The 24,648-nt window shown below is 73.8% G+C and carries 20 protein-coding genes; 4 read left to right on the top strand and 16 right to left on the bottom strand.

What is annotated here, in order from left to right:
• Window positions 1-57 precede the first annotated feature (57 nt).
• From HHL19_RS13570 to HHL19_RS13540, 7 genes are all read right to left on the bottom strand, one after another.
• Window positions 58-231: a class II lanthipeptide, LchA2/BrtA2 family gene (locus HHL19_RS13570; protein ID WP_169089155.1), complete on the bottom strand. Its 174-nt coding sequence runs from the start codon at window positions 229-231 to the stop codon at window positions 58-60.
• Between the two features lie 225 nt (window positions 232-456).
• Window positions 457-1,194: an ABC transporter permease subunit gene (locus HHL19_RS13565; protein WP_169089153.1), complete on the bottom strand. Its 738-nt coding sequence runs from the start codon at window positions 1,192-1,194 to the stop codon at window positions 457-459.
• Window positions 1,191-2,108 carry an ATP-binding cassette domain-containing protein gene (locus HHL19_RS13560; RefSeq protein ID WP_169089151.1) on the bottom strand — a complete coding sequence of 306 codons (918 nt, stop codon included), beginning with the start codon at window positions 2,106-2,108 and terminating at the stop codon, window positions 1,191-1,193. Before HHL19_RS13560 ends, HHL19_RS13565 begins: the two co-directional genes overlap by 4 nt.
• 67 nt (window positions 2,109-2,175) lie before the next feature.
• Window positions 2,176-4,320 carry a peptidase domain-containing ABC transporter gene (locus HHL19_RS13555; RefSeq protein WP_169089149.1) on the bottom strand — a complete coding sequence of 715 codons (2,145 nt, stop codon included), beginning with the start codon at window positions 4,318-4,320 and terminating at the stop codon, window positions 2,176-2,178.
• A complete protein-coding gene (locus tag HHL19_RS13550) occupies window positions 4,320-7,289 on the bottom strand; it encodes a type 2 lanthipeptide synthetase LanM family protein (protein WP_169089147.1) in 2,970 nt (989 codons plus the stop codon). The genes HHL19_RS13555 and HHL19_RS13550 overlap by 1 nt, the downstream gene beginning before the upstream one ends.
• A gap of 102 nt (window positions 7,290-7,391) precedes the next feature.
• Entirely contained in the window at window positions 7,392-7,562 is a 171-nt protein-coding gene (locus tag HHL19_RS13545) for a plantaricin C family lantibiotic (RefSeq protein ID WP_169089145.1), read from the bottom strand.
• A 362-nt stretch (window positions 7,563-7,924) separates the two neighbouring features.
• Window positions 7,925-9,478, bottom strand: coding sequence for an MFS transporter (locus HHL19_RS13540; protein ID WP_169089143.1), 1,554 nt, complete (start codon window positions 9,476-9,478; stop codon window positions 7,925-7,927).
• A 290-nt stretch (window positions 9,479-9,768) separates the two neighbouring features.
• On the opposite strand from HHL19_RS13540, the gene HHL19_RS13535 reads away from it, so the two are divergent.
• The 3 genes from HHL19_RS13535 (at window position 9,769) to HHL19_RS13525 (ending at window position 12,932) form a co-directional block, all read left to right on the top strand.
• On the top strand, window positions 9,769-11,418 hold the full coding sequence (locus HHL19_RS13535; protein WP_169089141.1) for an AMP-binding protein: 1,650 nt from the start codon (window positions 9,769-9,771) through the stop codon (window positions 11,416-11,418).
• A gap of 9 nt (window positions 11,419-11,427) precedes the next feature.
• Window positions 11,428-12,249 (top strand): PaaX family transcriptional regulator C-terminal domain-containing protein, encoded by an 822-nt coding sequence (locus HHL19_RS13530; RefSeq protein ID WP_169089139.1) that lies wholly within the window; start codon window positions 11,428-11,430, stop codon window positions 12,247-12,249.
• A 197-nt stretch (window positions 12,250-12,446) separates the two neighbouring features.
• Window positions 12,447-12,932: an ATP-binding protein gene (locus tag HHL19_RS13525; protein ID WP_169089137.1), complete on the top strand. Its 486-nt coding sequence runs from the start codon at window positions 12,447-12,449 to the stop codon at window positions 12,930-12,932.
• 19 nt (window positions 12,933-12,951) lie between these two features.
• Here HHL19_RS13525 and argF read toward each other — a convergent pair whose 3' ends face one another.
• The 6 genes from argF to HHL19_RS13495 all read right to left on the bottom strand — a co-directional run bounded on the left by argF (window position 12,952) and on the right by HHL19_RS13495 (window position 21,504).
• Window positions 12,952-13,965, bottom strand: a complete 1,014-nt coding sequence (gene argF / locus HHL19_RS13520) for an ornithine carbamoyltransferase (RefSeq protein ID WP_169089135.1) — start codon at window positions 13,963-13,965, stop codon at window positions 12,952-12,954.
• Between the two features lie 136 nt (window positions 13,966-14,101).
• Window positions 14,102-15,334, bottom strand: coding sequence for an arginine deiminase (locus HHL19_RS13515; RefSeq protein ID WP_169089133.1), 1,233 nt, complete (start codon window positions 15,332-15,334; stop codon window positions 14,102-14,104).
• 92 nt (window positions 15,335-15,426) lie between these two features.
• Complete coding sequence (locus tag HHL19_RS13510; RefSeq protein WP_169089131.1) at window positions 15,427-18,000, bottom strand: polynucleotide kinase-phosphatase; 2,574 nt, start codon at window positions 17,998-18,000, stop codon at window positions 15,427-15,429.
• Window positions 17,997-19,475 (bottom strand): 3' terminal RNA ribose 2'-O-methyltransferase Hen1, encoded by a 1,479-nt coding sequence (locus HHL19_RS13505; protein WP_169089129.1) that lies wholly within the window; start codon window positions 19,473-19,475, stop codon window positions 17,997-17,999. Before HHL19_RS13505 ends, HHL19_RS13510 begins: the two co-directional genes overlap by 4 nt.
• 24 nt (window positions 19,476-19,499) lie before the next feature.
• Window positions 19,500-20,576, bottom strand: a complete 1,077-nt coding sequence (gene mmuM / locus HHL19_RS13500) for a homocysteine S-methyltransferase (RefSeq protein ID WP_169089127.1) — start codon at window positions 20,574-20,576, stop codon at window positions 19,500-19,502.
• Window positions 20,577-20,580: 4 nt separating this feature from the next.
• The gene (locus HHL19_RS13495; protein ID WP_169089125.1) at window positions 20,581-21,504 is read right to left on the bottom strand and encodes an LLM class F420-dependent oxidoreductase; all 924 of its coding nucleotides are present in this window, start codon (window positions 21,502-21,504) and stop codon (window positions 20,581-20,583) included.
• Window positions 21,505-21,754: 250 nt separating this feature from the next.
• Here HHL19_RS13495 and HHL19_RS13490 point away from each other — a divergent pair, with 250 nt between their 5' ends.
• Window positions 21,755-22,084 carry a hypothetical protein gene (locus tag HHL19_RS13490; protein ID WP_169089034.1) on the top strand — a complete coding sequence of 110 codons (330 nt, stop codon included), beginning with the start codon at window positions 21,755-21,757 and terminating at the stop codon, window positions 22,082-22,084.
• A 159-nt stretch (window positions 22,085-22,243) separates the two neighbouring features.
• Here the strand turns inward: HHL19_RS13490 and HHL19_RS13485 are convergent, their stop codons facing one another.
• The 3 genes from HHL19_RS13485 to HHL19_RS13475 all read right to left on the bottom strand — a co-directional run bounded on the left by HHL19_RS13485 (window position 22,244) and on the right by HHL19_RS13475 (window position 24,513).
• Entirely contained in the window at window positions 22,244-22,843 is a 600-nt protein-coding gene (locus tag HHL19_RS13485) for a DUF6099 family protein (protein WP_240981593.1), read from the bottom strand.
• 126 nt (window positions 22,844-22,969) lie between these two features.
• Window positions 22,970-23,356: a nucleotide pyrophosphohydrolase gene (locus tag HHL19_RS13480; protein WP_169089123.1), complete on the bottom strand. Its 387-nt coding sequence runs from the start codon at window positions 23,354-23,356 to the stop codon at window positions 22,970-22,972.
• Window positions 23,353-24,513, bottom strand: a complete 1,161-nt coding sequence (locus HHL19_RS13475) for an ATP-binding protein (protein WP_169090026.1) — start codon at window positions 24,511-24,513, stop codon at window positions 23,353-23,355. The genes HHL19_RS13480 and HHL19_RS13475 overlap by 4 nt, the downstream gene beginning before the upstream one ends.
• Window positions 24,514-24,648 lie beyond the last annotated feature (135 nt).

The raw sequence follows: 24,648 nt of genomic DNA, 5'->3' as shown, positions 1-24,648 counted from the left end.
CGTGGCCGACGCTGCGGTCGGCTCAGCCGGCCGCGCGTATCAGAGCCGCCAAGCGGTTCAGCACTGGCTGGTGCACTTGGTGGTCGGGCAGGCGGAGGCGGACACCAGGGTCGCCACGGCGGTCACGACGGCGCAGCTCCAGGTCGTGCCGCCGTACACGTCCGCCTCGCCCATCTCGACGAGCTCGAACTCGTCGTAGCCGCCGAGGACGTCGGCCTGCATCTTCTCCATGATCTTCTCCTTCGTGAGGAACGAACGGAATGCGTCCGGGAATCAATTCGTATGCCGAAATTCCGAACACGTCGTCCTCCGTCTCCGGAGGACGTCTCCCAGCCTGTCCTCTCCGCATTCGCTGAACGCATAGACCGGGCGACGCCGAGCGCACACACCGGAATTCCCCCGGAAAACACTTCGGGCCCCCGCGCATTCGCGCGGGGGCCCGAACGGGGAGATTCCTCAGGCGTCCCTCCGTACCGTCGCCCGGTGTCCGGCGCCCACCGCTCCGGCGGTCCACAGGACGAGTACGCCGAGTCCCGACCACGGCCCGAGAACCCCCTCGGGCTCCGAACCGCTGAGCACCGTCCCCCCGGCGACGTCCGGCAGGAACCGCGCCGCCTCGCCCACCACCGGGATGTTGCTCAGGATCGTGGAGAGCATGAAGAAGAGCGGGAGCAGGAGGGACAGCGTCGCCGCCCCGGAGCGCAGGAGCGTCGCCACACCCATGGAGAACGCCACCAGCAGCGCCGTGTACAGCACCGCCCCCAGCAGACGGCCCGCCGTGGCCGCTCCCGCCGGCGCCGCGTGCTCCCCGATGCCGTACTGCACGATCAGGAAGGCCGGTACGACTCCGGCCACCGCCAGCACCGCGCTGACCAGGCTGACGAGGCCCACCTTGGCGTAGTAGAACCGGGCCCGGTCGGGGACGGCCAGCAGGCTGGTCCTGATCGACCCCGACGCGTACTCGCCCGTGACCGCGAGGATCCCCATGACCACGAGGACGATCGCCCCGAGCGGGACGGCGGAGAGGCCGAGGCCCACCGGGTCGAATCCGGGCGCCGTGAGCATTTTCTCGCCGGAGAAAGTGCCGTAGACGATCGCCAGCGCGATCATCAGGCCGAGATAGACCGCGAGGGACCATTTCGGGGACCGCAGGGTCGTCAGTTTGACCCATTCGGCGGCCACTGCGTGTTTCATCGGATCCCTCCGGTCGAGGCCCGGTATTCGGCGTGTTCCCGGGTGAGTCTCATGAACGCCTCCTCCAGCGAACTGCCGGATTCCGTCAGCCCGAACACGGTGATGTTCTCGGCGCTCGCGACGCGCCCGACCTGTTCCGCGGAGGCACCGCTCACCGCGAGCGTCGCGTCGTCCCGCCGCACGGACTCGATGCCGCGCTCCCCCAGCGCCCGCCGCATTCCCTCCGGGTCGGACACCCGGGCCACGACGGTGACGTCCGAGTGCGCGGCGACGAAGGCGTCCACGGAGGTGTCGGCGAGCAGCCGCCCCCGGGCGACGACCACGAGGTGGTCGGCGGTCACCGCCATCTCGTTCATCAGGTGGGAGGAGACCAGGACCGTCCGGCCCTCCGCGGCCAGCGCCCGCATCAGCTCCCGGATCCACCGGACGCCCTCCGGGTCGAGCCCGTTGACCGGCTCGTCGAGGACCAGCACCTCGGGGTCGCCGAGCAGCGCCGCCGCGACGCCGAGGCGCTGCCCCATGCCGAGGGAGAGGCCGCGCACCCGCTGCCGGGCCACCGCGGCCAGGCCGACCTGCTCCAGGACCTCGTCGGCCCGGCCGGCGGGCAGGCCGTGGGAGGCGGCGAGGACCCGCAGGTGGTCGCGGGCGCCGCGGCCCGGATGCGCGGCCCCGGTGTCGAGCAGCGCGCCCACCCGGGTCAGCGGGCGGGCGAGGTCGCGGTAGGGGACGCCGCAGACGGTGGCCCGGCCGGCGGTGGGCTCGTCCAGGCCGAGGATCATGCGCAGGGTGGTGGACTTGCCGGCGCCGTTGGGGCCGAGGAATCCGGTCACCTTGCCCGGGGTCACGGTGAACGACAGGCCGTCCACGGCGACCTTCGCGCCGTACCGCTTGGTGAGGTTCTGGACCTCGATCATCACAGCACCTTTCGTTGCCTTCCGTTCCGAGGACGGGCCCGGCCGGGACGGGCCCGCCCCGCCGGTGTCACCCGGCCCCCGTCGCCACCGGCTCCGCGTACAGCCCCGCGTACACCCCGTCCAGGGCCAGCAGTTCCTCGTGCGTGCCCCGCTCCACGATCCGGCCGCGGTCGAGGACGTGGATGAGGTCGGCGTCCTGGATCGTCGCCAGCCGGTGCGCGATGACGATCTGGGTGGCGCCGGTCTCCGCGATGATCCGGGAGACCCGGCGCTCGTTGGCCGTGTCCAGCGAGGCGGTCGCCTCGTCCATGACGATGATCCGCGGGCGCTGCAGCAGGGTCCGTACGATGGCGAGGCGTTGCCGCTGCCCGCCGGAGAAGTTCGCGCCCAGCTCGGACACCAGGGTCCGCAGCCCCATGGGCAGTTCGTCGACGAAGTCGAGGATGCCCACGGCCGCGCAGTACTCCCGGACCGTGGCCTCGTCGATGTCCTGGCCCAGGGTCAGGTTCTCCAGGACGGTGCGGTTGTGCAGGTGCACCTCCTGGGGGACGTAACCGATCTGGCCGCGCAGGAAGTCGGTCCGGTAGGCGCTCATGGGGCGGCCGCAGAACTCGACGGTGCCGCCGGTCGGCTGGTGGAGGCCGCAGACGATGCGTCCGATGGTGGACTTGCCCGAGCCGGACGCGCCGACGAACGCGACCTTCGCGCCGGCGGGGATCTCCAGGGACACGTCGTCGAGCACCGGCCTGCTGTGCCGGGTGTAGCGGAACGACACCTCCCGGAGCCGTACCGAGGTGTCGGGGAGTTCGGTGAGGGGTCCGCCCTCCGGTTCGCTCTCGTGGGCCGTGATGTCGCTGAGCCGGCTCACGTAGCGGGAGGTCTCGGTGATCTCCGTCAGCATCTGGAAGACGGAGCTGCTCAGGGCGAAGAAGGTGCCCGCCACGGCCTGTACGGCGATGGCGGAGCCGACGGTCACCGTCCCCCGCGACACGAAGTGCAGGCCGGCGAGGAGCAGGGCCAGCGGGCCGAACATCTGGGTGGTGGCCGCGATTCCGGAGATCCAGCCCTGCTGGATCCGCATGCGGACGCGCATGGCGTCCAGCGAGGCCCGGTAGGTCGCCTCCCACTCGTCGGCGAACCGGCCGGCGTAGCCGCCCATCTTGATGGTGGGCACGGAGACGACGGCGTCGAGCTGGGTGGACTGGGAGCGGGAGAGCAGCGCGAGCTCGGTGTCCGTCACCTCCTTCACCCGGTGCCGGCTCAGCCAGAGGACGCCGCCGTTCAGCAGGAGCAGCCCGAGCGCCAGGAGTCCGATGCGCCACTCGGTGACGAACAGGTAGACGCCGATGCAGGCGAGGGTGCCGACGTCGAGGACGCCCTGGGCGATCCGCGAGGAGAGCAGGTCCCGGACGCTGTTGACGGTGTTCAGGCGGAACAGCAGCTCGCCGGGCTGCCGGGTGGCGAAGAACTTGAAGGGCAGGGAGAGGAGTCTCCTGAAGACGTGGCTCATCAGGTGACGGCCCATCACGGCGATCAGTCCCGCGAGCGCGGCGGTGCGCAGCATCCACAGCAGCAGGTAGCCGGTCGCGGCGGCGGCGACCGCCGCCGCGACCAGGCCCGTATGGGACAGGTCGCTCCAGCCGTCGTCGCGGTCGACGGCCCATTTGGTCAGGGCCGGGATGCCGAGGACCGCCGCGTACGAGCCGAGGGACAGCAGGGCGACGAGGGCGATGCGGCGGCCGGCGTCGGCCGGGACCAGCGGCAGCGACCGCCAGTGCCGGGCGGCGGGGAGAGACTGCCGGACGAAGGCCGGGCCCGGGGTGGCGGCGATCACCACCTGGGAGAAGCCGGCCTCCAGCGCCTCGCGGGTGAGGCGCCTGCGGCCGACGGCCGGGTCCATCACCCAGGCCGTCGTGCCGTCGAAGCGCTCCAGGACGAGGAAGTGGTAGTCCTCCCAGAAGAGGATCACCGGTTCGGTGAAGCCGCGCAGGGCCTCCACGCTCCGGGCCCGGAACGCCTTGACGTCCATGCCCCGCGAGCGCAGGAAGTCCGCGAGCTGCTTGGCGCCGAGGCCGTCCCGGCCGGCCTCCAGGTCCTCGCGCACGGTCGCGAAGTCCTCGGTGCGGCCGTGGTACCCGAGCACCGCGACGCAGCAGCACAGTCCGCACTCGGTCTGGGTGACCTGGGTGACGGACGGGACCCGGCGTCCCATCAGAGGGATCCGTGCCAGATCGGCGACACCCGGGGCCGGGCGCCGTCGAGGCGGCCGAGGAGGTGCAGCAGCACACCGGCGGAGCCGACCATGGCGCTGTCGGTGTGGGCGTAGCGGGACCCGGTGTCGGCGAGTTTCTCCGCGATCACGTCCGGGCCGAGGCGGCTCGCCTCGACGGCGTCGGCCCGGTCGAGGAGGTCCTGGTCGAGGCGGTCCGGGTCGGGGAGTTCCCGGCCGGCGCCGGCGATCCGCCGGACGATGTCGATGTTGCCGAGGTCGCCGTGGCACCAGGTGAGGTTGCGTCCGAAGCCCAGCCGGAAGGTCTGGTCGAGGGCCGTCTCCAGGCGTTCGGCGGCCCGTTCGTCCGCCGTGCGGGCGGTCGCCGCGGAGAGCGCCATGGCGATGCCGGCGGCGCCGTGGCACCAGCCGGTCGAGAACCGGTCGGGGAAGGCGGAGTTGGTGGACCAGTTCCGCTCCCCGGGGACGTAGAAGGCCTCCAGACGGTCCGTCAGGGCGCCGATCGCGCCGTCGACCCGGTCCCCGACGTGGTCGCGCAGGGCGGCGAGGGCGTACAGGACCCCGGAGACGCCGTGCGCGAAGCCCGACTGCTCCCACCAGGAGCCCGTCGGCTCGGCCACGTGGCGCAGCAGCCTTCCGGCGAGCGTGTCCAGGGTGGCGGCGGCGTGGTCGCCGCCGATCGAGGCGACCATCGTGGCGATGCCGGAGATCCCGGAGATCACCTCCGGGGTGTCCCCGGGGCCGACCTGCTCGACGACCAGCGGTACGGCGTCCTGTGCGGCCTTCACCCAGCCGGGCTCCCGCAGGATCCGTCCGGCCTCGGCGAGGGCGTACAGCAGGCCGGTGGTCCCGGTGTAGGCGCCGGCGCCGCTCTGCCGGATGCTGCGGAGCTCGTAGACGCCGTCGGTGAGGATCCCGGCGCTGCGCGCGAAGACCTCGTGGGCCACCTGTGCGTAGCGTTCGTCGCCGAAGTGGGCGGCGGCCGCGGCCAGGGCGAGGGCGGGGCCGGTGCGTCCGGTGTACAGGTCGTACCCGAGGACGCCGGAGGGCCAGGGCCGGGCGGCCTGCGCGGAGGCCAGCGGGCCGATCCAGGTGGTCGGCAGGTGGCCGTACTGGTCGGGGAGGCTGCCGGCGGTGAGGGCGTCGGCGACGGTCCGGGCGAGCCGCTCCAGGCCGGTGCGCTCGCCGGCGGCGGCCCGGCCGTTCCAGGGGGTTCCGCCGGAGAGGTGGTTGTCGGGGAAGCGGGAGCAGAAGGCCGAGTGGAGCAGCCGGAGTTGCCGCCGCACCACGTGCTCGTCGAGCGCCGCGGCCTTGGCGAGGGCCCGGGAGAGCGGGGTGCGGTCGACGCGGACGCCGGTGTCCCGGCCGTCGCAGTCGTGGACGGTGGTGCCGGTCGCGGGGACCGTGAAGTAGGGGACGTCGCGTTCGGCCATCTGCCGCAGTTCCGAGCCGATCAGCCGGCGGTCGGAGAACCGGGAGGGGATGGCGATCCGGTGGAGCAGGGCCTGGGCGAGCTCCGGGTCGGCCATCGCGGCGGCGGAGGCCGTCATCCGCAGGATCTGCGCGTACTGCGACGTGGGGTTGTGGATGTAGCGGAGGCGCAGGGACGGCGCGATCCGCCGGAGGAGGTCGGTCCACCAGGCGGGGCGGGCCGTCACCGCCTCGCAGACCTGCCGGAAGCCGTCGGCCATCTGCCCGGCGAGGCCGTGGATCTCCCGCTCCGTGGTCTCCCTGACCACGGTGGATCGCTGTTCGGCCGGGCGGGCCTGGAGGTGGACCCTGATCCGGTCGGTGAAGGGGTGCTCGAAGACCATCGTCTTGAAGGGGGAGACGCCCTGGTTGTCGCCGCCGAGGAAGCCGAGGTCGACGTGGCCGGAGTCCTCGTCCTTGCCGGCCAGGACCAGGGGGAGGATCCCGATGCCGTAGACGCTGCGGCCGATCTCGTCGTACGCGTTCCCCTCGGCCTCGCGGGTGGGGCCGGTGTGCACGCGGGCGGGGTGCAGCAGCGTCTCCAGGTCGATGGCGACGGGGCCGCGGCGGGTGGGCAGGATGTTCTCGAAGTGCATGTCGCGGGCGTCCAGCAGGTAGAACACGGCGGCCAGTTGGCCGCAGGCCCGCATGAAGGGCACGCTGTCCGCGCCGACGTCCTGCCGCTCGACGTACTCGACGTAGCCGTAGCCGTCGCGGACCAGGGTGCGGGCGGCGGGCAGGGCGCAGCCGGCCTCCGCGTTGACGCGCTCGACGACGGTCTCGAAGGCCGCCTCGCAGGAGACGTCCCGGGGCTTGTGGACGAGGCGGGCGCCGGAGGCGAAGGTCAGGATGCTCACGGCCCTGCCGTGGGCGTGGGAGTCGCCGTCGGCGCCGCCGAGGGAGAGCAGCGGGTCGCCGGGGGCGATGCCGGCGAAGCGGGAGACGGCCTCGCGGTCGGCGTGGAGCCGGCGGACGAGTTCCCGCGCGGCGTCGCGGGCGTTGCGCACGATGTGTCCGGCGGCGGAGCGGAGCACCGGGAACGGCTCCACGGCGTCGTTCCACGCGCGGGTGACGAAGTCCTGGTAGCGCTCCTCCGGGGTGTCCCCGCGCAACGCCCCTTCGCCGGAGGCCTTGTTGACGGCGGCGACCAGGGTGCGGGTGGCCGCGTCGCGGAGCCGGGCCTCGGACCTGGCGAGTACCTGGAGCGCGAAGGCGTCCGGGTCGGCCACGGTGCCGGTGAGGTCCTCGGGGAGGAGCCGGTCGGCCGCCGGGAGGGCCAGTCGCCGGATCACGCGCTGGAAGGGGTACGTCTCCGGCTCCAGCGTCCAGGCGAGTGCGGCGGCCGAGGGGGCCTCCGGAGCGGCGTCGGACGGGGCCGCGAGCGTGTCGTGGACGGCGGACGCGAAGACGCCGAGGGGCTCGATGGTTTCGCGGATCTCGACGCTGTCGAGTTCTGGGTAAAGCTTCGCGGGCGAGATCAATGCTCCGGCTCCCTGCGCGGACGGTGATAGATTTCCACGTTGCGCCGGGGGCGGGGAGCATGAGCCGCTCCCCGCCCCTGGTCCGTGCCCGGCCCTTCGGGCTCAGTTGCAGTTGGGCTGGCACTCCTTGGTGAGCGTGCACCAACCGCCCTGGTTTCCGAGGAAGTCGGAGAGCGAGAACGTGTTGGTCGAGCACGCGCCGTAGGCGACGCCGTCGAAGTCCTGCTCGGCGATCTCCTCGATGAGCGAGATGTCACCGTCGTAGTTCGTCATGGGAATTCACATCCAATCCGGCCACATGTGTTCAAGGGGCTGTTCTGCGGGAATCCGCGACCCTTTGCCTGTCGCTCGGCCGAGCGACGGGCAAAAGCTATGCGGGCCGAGAGCCGGTCCACAACCCGTCGGTTGAAGGCGGTGCTCCGAAAATCGTTCGGGCAGGGCCGTGGTCGGCGCGGGTGAAAGCCCTGATCTGCGGCTTCGGCGACGTGTGGCCGAATGCTGCCACGACGGTGGCAGCTTGATGCAGGCCGAATTGCACGGAATTCATGCGCGCGCGTATGCGCGGGACATGCGCGGCGATCGGCCGACCGAATGCGGTCGGCCAATTTCCACGCACGACACCCCGGGAAGAGAATTCATCCGCCCGGCATCATCCCGCCGCCCTTGAGGCGTTCTATGTCGGAGGGGCGGACCTGGATGACGAAGAGGGCGATGAGCAAGGCGACCACGGCGAAGGCGGCGGCCACGATGAAGCCGGCGGCCACGCCGGAGGTGAGGACCTGGTCCGCCCAGGGGGGCGGGAGCTCGCCGGTCTCGGCGAAGCGGGCCTTCTCCAGGGGGCCGGCCTGGGCCAGGAACGCGGGGACCTGTGTGTCGGCCTCGTTGCGGCTGGCGGTGCCGAAGACGGTGACCAGGATGGAGAGGCCGAGGGAACCGCCCACCTGCTGGGTGGCGTTGAGGAGGCCGGAGGCGGCGCCGGACTCGGCGGGCTTGACGTTGGAGAGGGCCATCAGGGTCAGCGAGACGAACATGAAGCCCATGCCGGCGCTGAAGACGAGCATCGGTCCGAGGATCGAGCCCGCGTAGGTGGAGTGGACGTCCGTCAGGGTCAGCCAGGAGAGGCCCACCGCGAGGCAGAGGGCGCCGAGGACCATGAAGGGCTTCGGGCCGTATTTCGGGAGGAGCTTCGCGGTGATGCCGGCGATCACCGCGATCACGGCGCTGACCGGCAGGAAGGCGAGGCCCGCCTCCAGCGGGCTGAAGTCGAGGACCCGCTGCACGAAGAGCGTCAGGAAGAAGAACATCCCGAAGATGGCCGCCGCCAGACAGAGCATCATGCCGTACGTGCCCGCGCGGTTGCGGTCGCGGAACATGTGCAGCGGGGTGATCGGCTGCCGGCTCCGGCGCTCCACCAGGACGAACACGGCGAGCAGCACGACGGCGGCGCAGAACGAGGCGATCGTCCAGGGATCGCTCCAGCCCTGCTGCGCCGCGCGGATGAAGCCGTACACCAGCGCCACCATGCCGAGCGTCGACGTCAGCGCGCCCGCGAGGTCGAAGTGGCCGGGACGGCGTTCGGACTCCCGGACGTGCCGCGGGGTCAGGAAGGCGATCATCAGGGCGATCGGTACGTTGACGAAGAAGATCCAGCGCCAGTCGAGCCATTCGACGAGCACACCGCCCGCCAGCAGGCCGATCGCTCCGCCGGCCGCCGACACGCCCGCGAACACCCCGAAGGCCCTGTTCCGTTCGGGGCCTTCCTCGAAGGTGGTGGTGATGAGGGAGAGCGCGGTCGGTGAGGCGATCGCGCCGCCGACTCCCTGGAGGGCGCGGGCCGCGAGGAGTTGCCAGCCCTCCTGCGCGAACCCGCCGAGCAGGGAGGCGAATCCGAAGAGCAGCACGCCGAAGATGAAGACGCGGCGCCTGCCGAGGATGTCGCCGGCCCGGCCGCCGAGCAGCAGCAGGCCGCCGAAGGTCAGCGTGTAGGCGTTGACCACCCACGACAGGGTGGTGGTCGAGAAGCCGAGATCGCTCTGGATGTGCGGAAGCGCGATGTTGACGATCGTGATGTCGAGAACGACCATCAGCTGGCAGGAGGCGATGACGAACAGGGCGATGCCCTTGCCGTCGCCCGGGCTGGTGGGGGTGGGGTCCACCGCCGGTGTCGTCGGCTTCGGTGTGCTACTCATTGTCGTTCATGGCGCGTCGCGCCCTCACCGCAGGAGCCGTGGGCCGGTCGGTCCACCTTTCGACCCTAAGCCCACCCCCCTGACCCGACCAGTCGATCAAGCACCGGTGGATTCGGCGCAGTTCGGGCCGGTGGCGCGAGGCGCGCGGGATCGGGTGAAAATGCGGACATGCGGGCCTACTCCGACGCCTCCGGCCGTCCCGGCCACCACCCCCGCCGCTGTCGCCGGCACTGTCGCGGGGCGGTGACCGCCGTCATCACCACGATACGTCGCCGCGCGGGGGCGTGGCCGTGGAGCTGACGCCCTCCGGGCACGTCGACGGCTTCGCCCGCGACCGGCTGCCGCCCGCCGCCCAGTGGCCGCGGCTGCTCTTCGAGCTGCCCGGGCTCGACTACCCCGAACGGCTCAACTGCGCCGCCGAACTCCTCGACCGGACCGTGGAGCGGTTCGGCGCCGGGCGACCCGCCTTCCACGACGGGGAGGGCGGAACCTGGAGCTACGGCGAGCTGCGCGAGCGCGTCGACCGGCTCGTGCGGGTGCTCATCGACGAGCTGGGGCTGCGGCCCGGCAACCGGGTGCTGCTGCGCGGCCCCACCACCCCCTGGCTCGCCGCCTGCTGGCTCGCCGTCGTGAAGGCCGGCGGCATCGCCGTCACCGTCCCGGCCCAGCAGCGCGCCGCCGAGCTGGCCTTCGCCGCCGGGACCGCCGCCTGCTCCCTCGCGCTGTGCGACGCGGGCGCCCTCGACGAGCTGCTCGCCGCCCGCGTCCCGGGCCTGCGGGTCGTCCCGTACGGCGGCGACGGGCCCGACGACCTCCGCGCCCGCGCCGGACGCCGGACACCCGGGCCCGCACCGGCCGCCGACACCGCCGCCGACGACGTGGCCCTGATCGCCTTCACCTCCGGCACCACCGGCCGCCCCAAGGGCTGCGTCCACTTCCACCGGGACGTCCTCGCCGCCGCCGACACCTTCTCCGCGCGGGTCCTGCGGCCCCGCCCGGACGACGTCTTCGCCGGCTCGCCGCAGCTCGCCTTCACCTTCGGCCTCGGCGGGCTGCTCGTCTTCCCGCTGCGGGCCGGGGCCAGCGCCGTACTCCTCGACCGGGCCGGGCCGCAGCAGCTGCTCGCCGCGATCGGCAGGAACCGGGTCTCGGTGCTCTTCACCGCGCCCACCGCCTACCGGGCGATGCTCGGCCTCCTCGACACCGGCTCGGCCGCCGACCTGTCCTCGCTGCGCCGCTGCGTCTCGGCCGGCGAGCACCTGCCCGACGCCGTCTGGACCTCCTGGTACGCCAGGACCGGGATCCGGCTGATCAACGGCCTCGGCACCACCGAGCTGCTGCACATCGTCCTCGCCGCCGACGACGCCGACAGCCGCCCCGGCACCACCGGCCGCCCGGTGCCGGGCTGGCGGGCCGCCGTCCTCGGCCCGGACGGCCGGCCCGTCCCCGACGGGCACGAGGGGCTGCTCGCCGTGCGCGGCCCGGTCGGCTGCCGGTACCTCGCCGACCCCCGCCAGACGGAGTACGTGCGCGACGGCTGGAACGTCACCGGCGACCGGTACGTCCGCGAGCCCGACGGCCGCTTCCGGTACGTCTCGCGTGCCGACGACATGATCATCTCGGCCGGGTACACGATCGCGGGCCCCCAGGTGGAGGAGGTGCTCCTCGGCCATCCGGATGTCGTCGAGACGGCGGTCGTGGGCCGCCCCGACCCGCTGCGCGGCCAGGTCGTCGTCGCCTACGCGGTGGTACGGGAGGGGGTGGCGCGCGACGCCGCCACCGCCGCCGCGCTGCGCTCCTACGTCCGCGCCCGGCTCGCCCCGTACAAGTCGCCCCGCGCCGTCGTCTTCGTGGACGCCCTCCCCCGCACGGCCACCGGCAAGCTCCAGCGCCACCGGCTGCGGGAGCCGGAGCAGCCGGGTCCGGGCTCCACGGCCTAAAATGATCACGTGGCCGAGCAGCACACCCCCCGATCCCTGATCGTCTCCCTCTACGGCGCCTACGGGCGGCCCGCGGAGGAGACTCCGATGCCGGTGGCCGCGCTGATCCGGCTGCTCGCGGTGGTCGGCGTGGACGCCCCCTCGGTGCGCTCCTCGGTGTCCCGGCTCAAGCGGCGCGGGCTGCTGCTGTCCCGCCGGACCCCCGACGGCGCGGCGGGATACGCCCTCTCCGACGACGCCCGCAGGCTCCTGGAGGACGGCGACCGGCGGATCTACGCCCGGGCGGAGCCCTCCCTCGCCGACGGCTGGGTCCTCGCCGTCTTCTCCGTCCCCGAGCAGGAGCGGCACAAGCGCCACCTGCTGCGCTCCCGGCTCGGCCGGCTGGGCTTCGGGACGGCGGCGCCGGGCGTGTGGATCGCGCCGGGCCGGCTGTACGAGGAGACCCGCAACGCCCTGGAGCGGCTCGGCCTCTCCTCGTACGTGGACTTCTTCCGCGGCGACCACCTCGGCTACACGGCGACGGCGGAGGCGGTGGCCCGCTGGTGGGACCTGCCGGCGATCGCGCGGCTGCACGAGGAGTTCCTCGCCGGCCACGAGCCGGTCCTCGCCGCCCGGCGCGAGGACCCGGGCACGGAGGAGGACGCCTACCGGGACTACCTCCTCACCCTCGACTCCTGGCGCCGGCTGCCGTACGCGGACCCGGTCCTGCCGCCCGAGCTGCTGCCCGCCGACTGGCCGGGGCGCCGCTCCGCGGAGGTCTTCGCCGCGCTGCACGCGCTGCTGTGGGAGCGCGGAGCGGAGTACGTACGGGCGGTGGAGAAGGACCTGTAGGACGGGACGCCCAAGGTCCCGTACGGGCGGGTCGTCCAAAGTCCCGTACGGCGGGTCCTGGGTCCTGTCGGGGTCGGGAGGGGGGTCTCTGTGGCTGGAAATCGCCCCCTTATATGGTTGAAACCGGGATGTCCCAGGTCCTCCTGGCCCGTCCTCCGTCGCCTTCCCGCCACCCCCGGCAAAGGGAGCCCGTCCCCATGCCCGCACCCACCGGCCCACCCGCGCCCACCGGCCCGCCCGGGACCGCCTGGCGCCTCCGGCTGCCGCGTACCACCGCCGCCGTCCCCGTCGCCCGCGCCCTGGTCCGTACCGCGCTCGACGGGACCGACCCCGGCGCGGCCGGGCGGCCGGACCGCGACACCGCGGAACTGCTCACCGCCGAGCTGGTCGCCAACGCCGTCGAGCACACCTCGGGCGAGGGCCCGATCGAGCTGGTCGTGGAGCTGCTCTCCGCGCCGGGCGGCTGCCAGATCGAGGTGCACGACCCCGATCCGGCCCGCCTCGGCCGGCTGGAGTGCCCGGATCCCGACGCCGAGGCCGACCCCTGGCAGGAGCACGGCCGCGGGCTGCTTCTGCTCCGGGCGCTCAGCAGCGACTGCGGCCACCGCCCGACCCCGCGCGGCAAGGCGGTCTGGTTCACGCTCCCCCGGGTGCCCGCCCAGCGGCCTCGCCCCCGGCCGTGAGCGCCGGCCGGGAGCCCGGTCACGCCCCGTCCGGACCCGCCAGGGTCGCGACGAGGACGGCCTTGATCGTGTGGAGCCGGTTCTCCGCCTCGTCGAAGACGACCGAGTGCGCCGACTCGAAGACCTCGTCGGTGACCTCCAGCTCGGTCAGGCCGTGCCGGTCGTGGACCTCGCGGGCGACCTTCGTGCCCAGGTCGTGGTAGGCGGGCAGACAGTGCATGAACTTCACGTCCGGGTTCCCGGTGGCGCGCAGCACGTCCATGGTGACGGAGTACGGGGCGAGGGCGGTGATCCGCTCGTCCCACACCTCCTTGGGCTCGCCCATCGAGACCCACACGTCGGTGACGACGAAGTCGGCGCCCCGGACGCCGTCGGCGACGGAGTCGGTGAGGGTGAGGGTGGCGCCGCTCGCCTCGGCCAGCTTCCGGGCGGCGGTGACGACCCCCTCGGCCGGCCAGTACGCCTCGGGGGCGACGATCCGCACGTCCATGCCGAGCAGGGCGCCGGTGACGAGGTAGGAGTTGCCCATGTTGAAGCGGGCGTCGCCGAGGTAGGCGAAGGAGACGCCGTCGAGCGGCTTGTCGCTGTGCTCGGTCATGGTGAGCACGTCGGCGAGCATCTGGGTGGGGTGCCAGTCGTCGGTGAGGCCGTTGAAGACGGGGACGCCGGCGAAGGCGGCCAGCTCGTCCACGGTGGCCTGGCTGTCGCCCCGGTACTCGATACCGTCGAACATCCGGCCGAGGACGCGGGCGGTGTCCTTCACCGACTCCTTGTGTCCCATCTGGGAGCCGGAGGGGTCGAGGTAGGTGGTGGTGGCGCCCTGGTCCGCGGCGGCGACCTCGAAGGCGCAGCGGGTGCGGGTGGAGGTCTTCTCGAAGATCAGGGCGATGTTCCGGCCGCGCAGCCGCTGCACCTCGGTGCCCGCCTTCTTGGCCGCCTTCAGCTCGGCGGCGAGGGTCACCAGGCCGCGGAACTCCTCGGCGGTGAAGTCCAGCTCCTTGAGGAAGTGGCGGCCGGAGAGGTCAAGGGCCATGAGGGGCGCTCCTGGGGTGGGAGGGGTGGGTGCCGGTCGGGGACGGGTCCTGCGGGACCAGGGGACGGATCCCGCGGGACTTTGGAAGTCTATACATAGACCAGCATGCTTATACAGACTCGGGGTGCGAGACCCCTCACACCGCGTCCCGCTCCACCGGGCAGCTCATGCAGCGCGGGCCGCCCCTCCCCCGGCCCAGCTCGCTCCCCGGGATCTCGATCACCTCGATGCCCTGCTTCCGCAGATGCGTGTTGGTCGTGACGTTCCGCTCGTACGCCACCACCACCCCCGGCTCCACCGCGAGCACGTTGCAGCCGTCGTCCCACTGCTCCCGCTCCGCCGCGTGCACGTCCTGCGTCGCCGTCAGCACCCGCACGTCCTGGAGGCCGAGGGCCGCCGCGATCGCGCTGTGCATCTGCTCCGGCGGATGGTCCGTCACCCGCAGCGCCTGGCCCTCGTCGCCGGGCTCGATCGTGTACGAGCGCAGCATCCCGAGCCCCGCGTACTGGGTGAAGGTGTCCCCGTCGACCATCGTCATCACCGTGTCGAGGTGCATGAACGCCCGCCGCTTCGGCATGTCGAGGGCCACGATCGTCCGCGCCGAACCCGCCGCGAACAGCCCCCGGGCCAGCATCTCCACCGCCTGCGGGGTGGTCCGCTCGCTCATCCCGATCAGCACCGCGCCGTTGCCGATCACGAGCACGTCGCCGCCCTCGATCGTCGACGGGTAGTCGGCCTGCCCCTCCGACCAGTGGTGGAACGGGCCCGCCTCCGGGCCGGTGAAGAGCGGATGGTGCTTGTAGATCGCCTCGAAGTGCACCGTCTCGCGCTGCCGCGCCGGCCACCTCATCGCGTTGATCGACACCCCGTCGTAGATCCACGCCGAGGTGTCCCGGGTGAAGAGGTGGTTGGGCAGCGGGCCGAGCACGAAGTCGTCCAGCTCCAGGGCGTGGAAGCGGACCGAGGTCGGCTCCCGGTGCGCGGCCAGGAACTCCCGCTTCGTCATCCCGCCCACCAGCGCCTCCACCAGCGCGCCGGTCTCCAGCGAGTCGAAGGCGGCCCGCAGGTGGTCGGCGGCGAGCGGCCCGTACTCCTTCTCGTCGAAGACCCGGTCGAGGACGAGCGTCCGGGCCGCCGGCACGTCGAGCGCCTCCGCGAGGAGGTCGCCGAAGAGGTGCACCGCGACGCCCCGGTCGCGCAGCACGTCCGCGAAGCCGTCGTGCTCCTGCCGGGCCCGCCGCACCCACAGCACGTCGTCGAAGAGGAGGGCGTCCTTGTTGGACGGGGTCAGCCGCTTCAGCTCCAGATCGGGGCGGTGGAGGATCACGCGGCGGAGCCGGCCGGTCTCTGAGTCGACATGGAATCCCATGCGCCCATCCTGGCGGAGCGGACGGCCGTGCGCGTGGGAAGCGCACGGCCGAATTCGCGCCGCACGGGCGGCCGGTGTCCCCCGGGCACCCCCTACAGCCGCGGGTCGACCGGTTCCGATTCCAGGGCGAGGACCGCGAAGACCGCCTCGTGCACCCGCCACAGCGGTTCCCCGGCCGCGAGGCGGTCGAGCGCCTCCAGGCCGAGCGCGTACTCGCGCAGGGCGAGCGAGCGCTTGTGGCCGAGGTGGCGCTGCCGCAGCCGCGTCAGGTTCTCCGGGCGGGTGTACTCGGGGCCGTACACGATCCGCAGGTACTCGCGGCCGCGCACCTTCACGCCCGGCTGCACCGGGCGGCCCGAGCCGTCGCGGACCAGCGCGGCGAGCGGCTTGACGACCATGCCCTCGCCGCCCGCGCCGGTCAGCTCCAGCCACCAGTCGGTGCCCGCGCGGACCGACGCCTCGTCACCGGTGTCGACGACGATCCGCCGCGTCACCTGGAGCAGCCCCGTCGGATCGTGCTCGACGAGCCGGTCCAGCCACCCGAGCTGCACGTCGTGCGGCACGTCGGCGAGCGACCGCCCGCGGACCGCGAGCAGCTGGAACGGCGCGAACCGCACCCCGTCAAGACCCTCCGTCGGCCAGCAGTACCGCCGGTACGCCTCGGTGAACGCGCCCGCGTCCGCGGCCCGTCCGCGCTGCGCGGCCAGCAGCCCCTCCAGGCCCTCGACGCCCCGCGCGGCCGCCGTCTCCAGCGCCCGTACGGCCTCCGGGAGGACGGCTCCCGAGGCGGCGCCGACCGCCGCGTACTGGTGGCGCAGCAGTCCGCCGGACTTCAGCGACCACGGCATCAGCTCGCCGTCGAGCAGCAGCCAGTCCCCCGCGCCGGAGGCGCTGTTCGACGCAGCGAGCTCCTCCCAGAGCCCGGCCGCGCCGATCGCCGTCCGCAGCCGGGCGAGGACCTCCTCGGTGGCGGCCTCGTCGTCGAAGAACGGCCGGCCGGTACGGGTGTACAGGGCGCCGGTCGGCCCGTCCACGCCGAACCGCTCGCGGGCCGCGTCCGCGTCCCGGCAGACCAGTGCCACCGCCCGCGAGCCCATGTGCTTCTCCTCGCACACGACCCGCTCGACCCCGTCGGCCCGGTACTGGGCGAAGGCCTCCGCCGGGTGCTCCAGGAAGCCGTCCGCCTTCGCGGTCGGCGTCGGCGCCATCGTCGGCGGCAGGTAGGCGAGGAGCCGGGGGTCGACCGCGAAGCGGCTCATGACCTCCAGGGCCGCCGCCGCGTTCTCCTCCCGCACCGCCACGTTGCCCAGGTGCCGGGTCTCCACCGTCCGCCGCCCGTGGACGTCGGCGAGGTCGAGCGGCCGGCCCTCGTGCCCGCCGGGCGCCGCCGGCGCCAGCGGCCTGGCCGGCTCGTACCAGACCCGCTCGGCCGGTACGTCGACGAGCTCGCGCTCCGGCCAGCGCAGCGCGGTCATCCGCCCGCCGAACACGGCGCCGGTGTCCAGGCAGAGGGTGTTGTTGACCCAGGACGTCGTCGGCACCGGCGTGTGGCCGTACACGACCGTCGCCCGGCCCCGGTACTCCTCCGCCCACGGATAGCGCACCGGCAGCCCGAACTCGTCGGTCTCGCCGGTGGTGTCGCCGTACAGCGCGTGCGAGCGGACCCGGCCCGAGGTGCGGCCGTGGTACTTCTCCGGCAGACCGGCGTGGCACACCACGAGGTTCCCGCCGTCGAGGACGTAGTGGGAGACGAGTCCGTCGATGAACTCCCTTACCTGCTCGCGGAATTCGGCGGGCTCGCGCTCCAGCTGCGCCACGGTCTCGGCGAGGCCGTGGGTCTGCTGGACCTTCCTGCCCTTCAGCCAGCGGCCCAGCTTGTTCTCGTGGTTGCCGGGCACGCAGAGCGCGTTCCCGGCCGCCACCATGCCCATCACCCGGCGCAGCACGCCCGGCGAGTCCGGGCCGCGGTCGACGAGGTCGCCGACGAAGACCGCCGTGCGGCCCTCCGGGTGCGCGCCGTCCACGTAGCCGAGCCGCGCGAGCAGGGTCTCCAGCTCGCTCCGGCAGCCGTGGATGTCGCCGATGATGTCGAACGGGCCGGTGAGGTGGCGCAGATCGTTGAAGCGGCGTTCGAGCCGCACCTCCGCGGCCTCGGCCTCGGCGACCGACCTGAGGACGTGGACCTTGCGGAAGCCCTCCCGCTCCAGGCCCTTCAGCCCCCGGTGCAGCTCGCGCCGGTGGCGGGGGATGACGTGGTCGGGCATGCCGGCCCGGTCGGCCCGCAGCGCGTTGCGCTCCCGGCAGACGGACTCCGGCAGGTCGAGGACGATCGCGATCGGCAGCACGTCGTGCTCCCGGGCCAGCTGGACGAGCTGCCGGCGCGCCTCGCGCTGCACGTTGGTGGCGTCGACGACGGTCAGCCGGCCGGCGGCGAGCCGCTTGCCGACGATGTAGTGGAGGACGTCGAAGGCGTCCTTCGACGCCGACTGGTCGTTCTCGTCGTCCGCGACGAGCCCCCGGCAGAAGTCCGAGGACACCACCTCGGTGGGCTTGAAGTGGCGCCGTGCGAAGGACGACTTGCCGGAGCCGGTGGCGCCGACGAGCACGACGAGGGAGAGGTCGGTGACGGGCAGCACCCGACGCTCCTCGGTGGTGGTCACGGTCATGCCCGATCCTCCTTCTTCTCGTCGTCCGCCCCGGCCACCCGGGTGAAGACGGCCATCTGCGTGGGCGCGCCGACCTCGGGGTCGTCCGCGCCGACGGGCGCGAACTCCACGGCGTAGCCGTACCGTCCGGCCACCGCGCCGGCCCACTCCCGGAACTCCGCCCGGGTCCATTCGAACCGGTGGTCGCCGTGCCGGACGTGTCCGGCGGGCAGCGTCTCCCAGCGCACGTTGTACTCGACGTTCGGCGTCGTCACGACGACCGTGCGCGGCCGGGCCGCGCCGAACACCGCGTACTCCAGGGCCGGGAGCCGGGGCGGGTCCAGGTGCTCGACGACCTCGCTGAGCACGGCCGCGTCATAGCCGCCGAGCCGCTTGTCGGTGTACGCGAGCGAGCCCTGCACCAGCTTCACGCGGGCGGCCTGCCGCTCGCCCATCCGGTCCAGGTGGAGCCGGCGCGCGGCGACGGTCAGCGCTCGCACCGACACGTCCACGCCCACGATCTCCGTGAACCGCGCGTCCTTGAGCAGCGCCTGCACCAACTGGCCCTGGCCGCAGCCCAGATCGAGGACCCGGGCGGCTCCGGCGGCCCGCAGGGCGGCCAGGATCGCCGCCCGCCGGTGCTCGGCGAGCGGCACCGGCCGCTCCTCCGTGTCGCTCGCCTCGTCCACGGCGTTGTCGACGTCCTCGACGTCGAGCCCGTCGGCCTCGGCGAGCCGCACCAGTTCGAGCCGCTCCGAGGCCTCGCGGGCGAGGCTCCGGCGGCGCGCCAGATAGCGGGTGGTGATCAGCTCGCGCCGGGGGTGCGCCGCCAGCCAGCCCTCTCCGGCCCGCAGCAGCTTGTCGACCTCGTCGGGCGCCACCCAGTAGTGCTTGGCGTCGTCGAGCACCGGCAGCAGCACGTACAGCTGGTTCAGCGCGTCCGCGAGCCGCAGCCCCTCGCCCTCCAGGACGAGCCGCACGTACCGCGAGTCCCCCCACTCGGGGAACTCGGCGTCCAGCGCCACCGGTTCGGCGTCCACCGTCGTCCAGCCCAGCGGCCCGAACAACTCCCGTACGAGCTCCGCACCGCCGCGCGCCGGCAGCACCGGCACCTCGATCCGCAGCGGCAGCGGCGCCGCCGCCCGCTCCGGCAGCGCCCGGCACTGGCCGTGCAGCGCCGTCTTGAAGACCTGCGCCAGGGCCACCGCGAGCAGCGAGGACGCGGCGTACGGCCGGTCGTTCACGTACTGCGCGAGCGCCGCGTCCGGGGCGCCGCCCCGGCCCTTCCCCTTGCCCCGGCGCACCAGCGCCACGGGGTCCACCTCCAGGAGCAGGGCCGCGGTGCACCGCTCCGCGGTGGCCTCGGGATAGAGCACGTGCGCGGTGCCGTGCGAGGTCGAGAACGCCTGCGCCCGCTCGGGATGCTTGTGCAGCAGGAAGCCGAGGTCGGTCGCGGGTCGCTCCGGGGTGCCGGTCGTACTGATCGTCAGGAACACACGTCCGAGTATGGGCGCCCCGCCTCACCCCCGACCAGGCATTTTCCCCACCGCGCTCGCGAGCGCCGCGACGGTCTCCGGCCCGACCCGGCAGCAGCCGCCGATCAGCCGGGCCCCGGCGGCGGCCCACTGCGCGGCGAGCGCCGCAGCGTCCGCCGGGCCGTACCCGGACGCCCCGCGCCAGCCACGCGCCTCCGCGTCCCAGCGCTCCCCGCTGTTCGGGTAGACGACGGCCGGGCGGCCGGTCACGGCGACGGCCGTGGCAACCGCCTCCGCGGCCTCCGCCGGCTCGCAGCAGTTCACCCCGACGGCCACCACCTGTTCGTTCCCGGCCGCGACCGCGAACGCCTCCGCCAGCCCCTGCCCGGCCCTGGTCCGCCCGCCGGCCACCGTGTACGACAGCCAGACCGGCACCCCGCACCCCTCCGCCGCCCGCAGCAGCGCCTCCGCCTCGACGACGTCCGGCACCGTCTCCAGGGCCAGCACGTCCGGCCCCGCCGCCGCCAGCGCCTCCACCCGGGGCCGGTGGAAGGTCACCAGCTCCCGCACCGAGAGCCCGTACCGCCCCCGGTACTCGCTCCCGTCGGCGAGCATCGCCCCGTACGGCCCCACGGACGCCGCCACCCAGGCCCTCCCCTCCCCCGCGTCCCGCGCCAGCGACACGCTCCGGCGCAGCAGCTCCGCCGTCTCCCGCCGCCCGAGACCCCGGCGCGCGAAGCCCTCGAAGGTCGCCTGGTAACTGGCGGTGATCAGCACCTGTGCACCGGCCCGGACGTACGCGGTGTGCGCCGCCGCGATCTGCCCGGGCGCGTCGGCGAGCAGCCGCGCCGACCAGAGCGCGTCCGCCAGCTCGCACCCCTGCGCCTCCAACTGGTTGGAGAGCCCGCCGTCGAGCACGACCACCCGACCGGCGAGCGCCTGGGCGACCGTCCGGGCCGCCGTCCGGTCGGGGGCCCGGTCAGGGCTCCGGTCGGGGGCCCGGTCAGGGGTCCGGTCGGGGGCCCGGTCAGGGCTCCGGTCGGGGGCCCGGTCAGGGCTCCGGTCGGGGGCCCGGTCAGGGGTCCGGTCGGGGGCCCGGTCAGGGGTCCGGTCCGATGCCATCTGCTCAGCCCAGCTGGGGTGCGACCTGCGCGGAGATCAGCTCCAGATGGTCCAGGTCGTCCAGGTCGAGGACCTGGAGGTAGACCCGGGAGGAGCCGACCGCCGCGTAGTGGCCGAGCTTGTCGACGACCTCGGCGGGCGTGCCCGCGAGACCGTTGGCCTTCAGTTCCTCCACCTCCCTGCCGATCGCGGCGGCGCGGCGCGCCACCTCGGTGTCGTCCTTGCCGACGCAGACGACCAGCGCGTTGGAGTACACGAGGTCCCCGGCGGGCCGGCCCGCCTCCTCGGCCGCGGCGCGCACCCGGCCGAACTGCCGCTCGGTGTCCTCGACGGAGGCGAACGGCACGTTGAACTCGTCGGCGTACCGCGCCGCCAGCCTCGGCGTGCGGGTCGCGCCGAGGCCGCCGACCAGGACCGGGATCCTCCGCTGGGCGGGCTTCGGCAGCGCGGGCGAGTCGGCGAGACGGTAGTGCCTCCCCTCGTAGTCGAAGGTCTTGCCGACCTCGGTCTCCCACAGGCCCGTGACGATCGCCAGCTGCTCCTCCAGCCGGCCGAACCTCTCCTTCGGGAACGGAATGCCGTACGCGGTGTGCTCCTCCTCGAACCAGGCCGCGCCCAGGCCCAGCTCGACGCGGCCGCCGGACATCTGGTCGACCTGGGCCACCTGGATGGCGAGGACGCCCGGCAGCCGGAAGGTGGCGGCGGTCATCAGGGTGCCGAGCCGGATCCGCTTGGTCTCGCGGGCGAGACCGGCCAGGGTGATCCACGCGTCGGTCGGCCCGGGCAGCCCGTCTCCGGACCCCATGCGGACGTAGTGGTCCGAGCGGAAGAAGGCGGAGTAGCCGAGTTCCTCGGTGGCGCGGGCCACCCTGAGGAGGGTGTCGTAGTCGGCGCCCTGCTGCGGTTCGGTGAATACGCGGAGATCCATGCCTCCATCCTGCACCTCGCGGTGCGTGTCAAGCCGCGCGTCAGCGCGGAGGGCCTCCCGGCCCGGTCGGGTGAATATCCGTCCCCCTGGCGGGACGCGTCGCCGCTGGCCAGTGACCGTGACCGGGCGCCGTCGTTTGCTCGGGCGGAGCCGGACCGCCCGGCCCGCGTGCCGGCGGCCGCAGCCGGTGCGTCGTTCTTCTCCCGTGGTCCCCGCCGTGCCGGCCGGGGTGCGGGGCGAGGAGGCCGCGATGTCCCAGGAAGCCGCGCCGGAGCAGGCGCTGCCCGAGCAGCAGGTGCCGCAGTCCGTGCCCGAGCAGCAGGCTCCGGGAGCCCCGAAGGGGCTGCTCCAGCAGATGGAGGAGCTGATGGCGGCGCTCTCCGCCGACCTCTCCCAGCTGGACGCCGACCTCCAGTCCACGGCGGAGCGCCTGGACGCGGAGCCCGAGCCCGCCGGCGAGGGTCCCGCCGGTGGCGGTCCCGCCGGTGGCGGTCCAGCCGGCGGCGTTCCCGGCGGTGACGGTTCCGGCGGTGACGGTTCCGCCGGTGTCCGCCACGACGGCGGTTCCGGGACGCGCTGACCGTCCCGGGGATGCGCTGACCTCCCTGGAGATGTGCTGACCGCCCCGAGGGGGCGCTGCCGTCCCTCCCCGCCCTCCCCGTACGGGTCGCTCGCTCCCCGCTCCTCCGTTCCGCGTTCCCCCTCTCCCCTCGTCCGCCTCACTTCCGGGCCTGGGACCTCAGTGGTCCCGGGCCCGGTCGCGCTCCCGCTCCCGCTCCCGGTCCTGTGCCTGCTCCGGCTCCCGGCCGGGCTCGGGGGCCGGGCGGGAGGGGGAGGCGGGGGACCTGGGGTGCGGGGTGGTGGCGGGCGGCGGGCCCGCCCGGCGCCTCGGGGGGTCGGGAGGGCGGGCCCGGCCCTGCTCGCGGACGTCGAGGCGTCGCAGCATGCCCCGGACCCGGTCGCCGGCCTCGTCGGCGGCGTCGATCGCCTCCATGCACTGCCAGTACAGGCTCTCGTCGTCGGTGACCGAGGCCACGCCGACGAGCGCGATGCCCACCTCCCCCAGCAGCTCGCCGAGGGCGGTGAGCGCCGAGCGCGGGTCGCCGACCTCGGTGAGCCGCGCCGCGCGCGGGCCGGCCGCTCCCCACGTCGGGTACTCCCCCGCCTCGCTGAGCCCCCGTGCCTCCCCGCGGAGCTCCAGCGGTCCGCAGAGCGCGAGGTGACTTCCTATCGCCTGGGCGAGGGCCCGGGCCTGCCAGGCTTCCGCCACGATGTCGTGTGCCGTCCGGCTCTCTCCCAGCGCGTGCAGGCCCGCCTGGACGAGTCGCTCCGCTTCCATCAACTCCGCCCCCGTTCGTGCGACTTGCCGTTCTCTCAGTCCACTACCCAGAGTGAGGCCGCCTGAGCCCCGGCACCAGAGGAATTCGGAAATCTGTGGACAGGCATCTCGACGGGGATGAACCGATCACTCCGAAGAGTGACGATCAACGCTTTCGATGCCCGACTCGTCCGTTCCGTCCCGTCTGCGGGGTGGAAAGCGGAGCTCGTTCCGGTCGATCTTGGCGGCGAGCGCGGCGAGGGGGTCGATCCCCAGCACCGTGCAGAACTGGAGGGTGTAGGCGAGGACGTCGGCCACCTCGTCGGCGACGCGGTGGGCCGTGTCCGGGTCCTCCATCACCTTCTCCGCCTGCTCGGGCGTCAACCACTGGAAGATCTCCAGGAGTTCGGCCGCCTCGACGCTGAGCGCCGCCGCCAGGTTCTTGGGCGTGTGGTAGGGCTGCCAGTCGCGTGCCGCCGCGAAGGCGGCGAGGCGGCGCTGGAGCCCCGCCACGTCGTGTTCGGTGTCCGTCACGGGGTCAGGTCTACCACCGTCACCCCGGGGGTCCGCCGGGCCTGGGCGGCGGCGCGCTCGCCGACCGCGCCGGCCAGCCGGATGTGGCCGTCGGCGGCGATGGCGGCGGTCAGGCCGAGGAGGGCGGCGGTCTGGCGGCCGTCGAGCCCCCGGTCGAGGTCGTCGGTGAGCAGGGTGAGGCACTGCATGGCGTCCGGGACCTCGGCGATGCGGTCCATGGCGAGGACGCCGGGGCCGGTGAGGAGGGTCAGCGCGAGGGCGAGGTAGCGGAGTTCGCCGGCGCCGAGACGGCCGAGCGGGGTGGCGGGGCGGGCGCCGCGGGCGAGGAGGGCACGGACGGTGCCGTCGCGGAGCTCCTGCACGCCGACGCCGGTGACGGGCCCGGCGCAGCCCGCGCCGGCGACGGCGGCGAGGCGCTGGTGGCGGCGCGGGCAGTCGGTGTGGGTGCGGTGCAGGACCTCGGCGAGGTTGGCGCAGTCGCGCAGCAGCCGGCCCTCGCCGGGGAGGACGGGCGCGCGCATCCTCTCCGGTTCGGGGGCGCAGACGAAGAGGGAGCGGAGTCCGACGACTGCCTGTTCGGCGGCGGCGAGCACCTCGCGCTGCCCCTGCGTCGCGCCGGCCACGCGCAGCGGGAGAAGGGCGGTGCCGAGGAGGTCGTCGGGGAGCGGTGCGCGGGTGACGGGCGTGGCGCCGGCGGTGAGCCAGGCGGCCTGGACGGTGGTGCGGCCGGGGTCCCTGAGGGCTGTGGTGAGGAGGGTGCGGCCGTGGCGGGTGAGTCGTTCGCCGACGATGCGGAGTTCGGGGTGGGCCTGGACGGCGAGGTCGATCCTGACCGGGCCGACGGGGCCGTCGACGGTGCAGCCGATGCGGAAGCCGCGGCGGCCCTGGGCGTCGGGCCGGGCGCTGTCCGGGACGAGGTCCGCGGGGTGCGGGAACACCTCGCCGAGCGGCTCCCCCGCGCCGAGCCTGGCCAGCGCCTCGTACGCGCCGAGAACGGTCGACTTGCCGCTGCCGCTCGGCCCGGCGAAGAGGGTGACGGGCCCGAGCGTGTACGCGGCGCGGCGCCGCCCGGCGTAGGCGGAGAGCCGCAGCTCGGTCACGGCGGGGCGGGGCAGGGTCGGCCGCTCGGCGCGGGGGGCGCCGGGGGCGCCGTCGATGTTGCCGGCGCGGTCGGCGCGGTCGGCGCGGTTGGCGCTGCCAGGCCCTTCGCCGCCGTCTGCGCCCTCGCCGCTGCCGGCGTTGACGTCGCCCACGCCTTCGGCACGCGGACGGCGACGGGATGGGGAACGGGC

Origin of the sequence: Streptomyces sp. R302, from assembly GCF_012927245.1 — a bacterium.
Taxonomy (GTDB): Bacteria; Actinomycetota; Actinomycetes; order Streptomycetales; family Streptomycetaceae; genus Streptomyces.
This window is presented reverse-complemented; position numbering and strand designations above follow the sequence as displayed.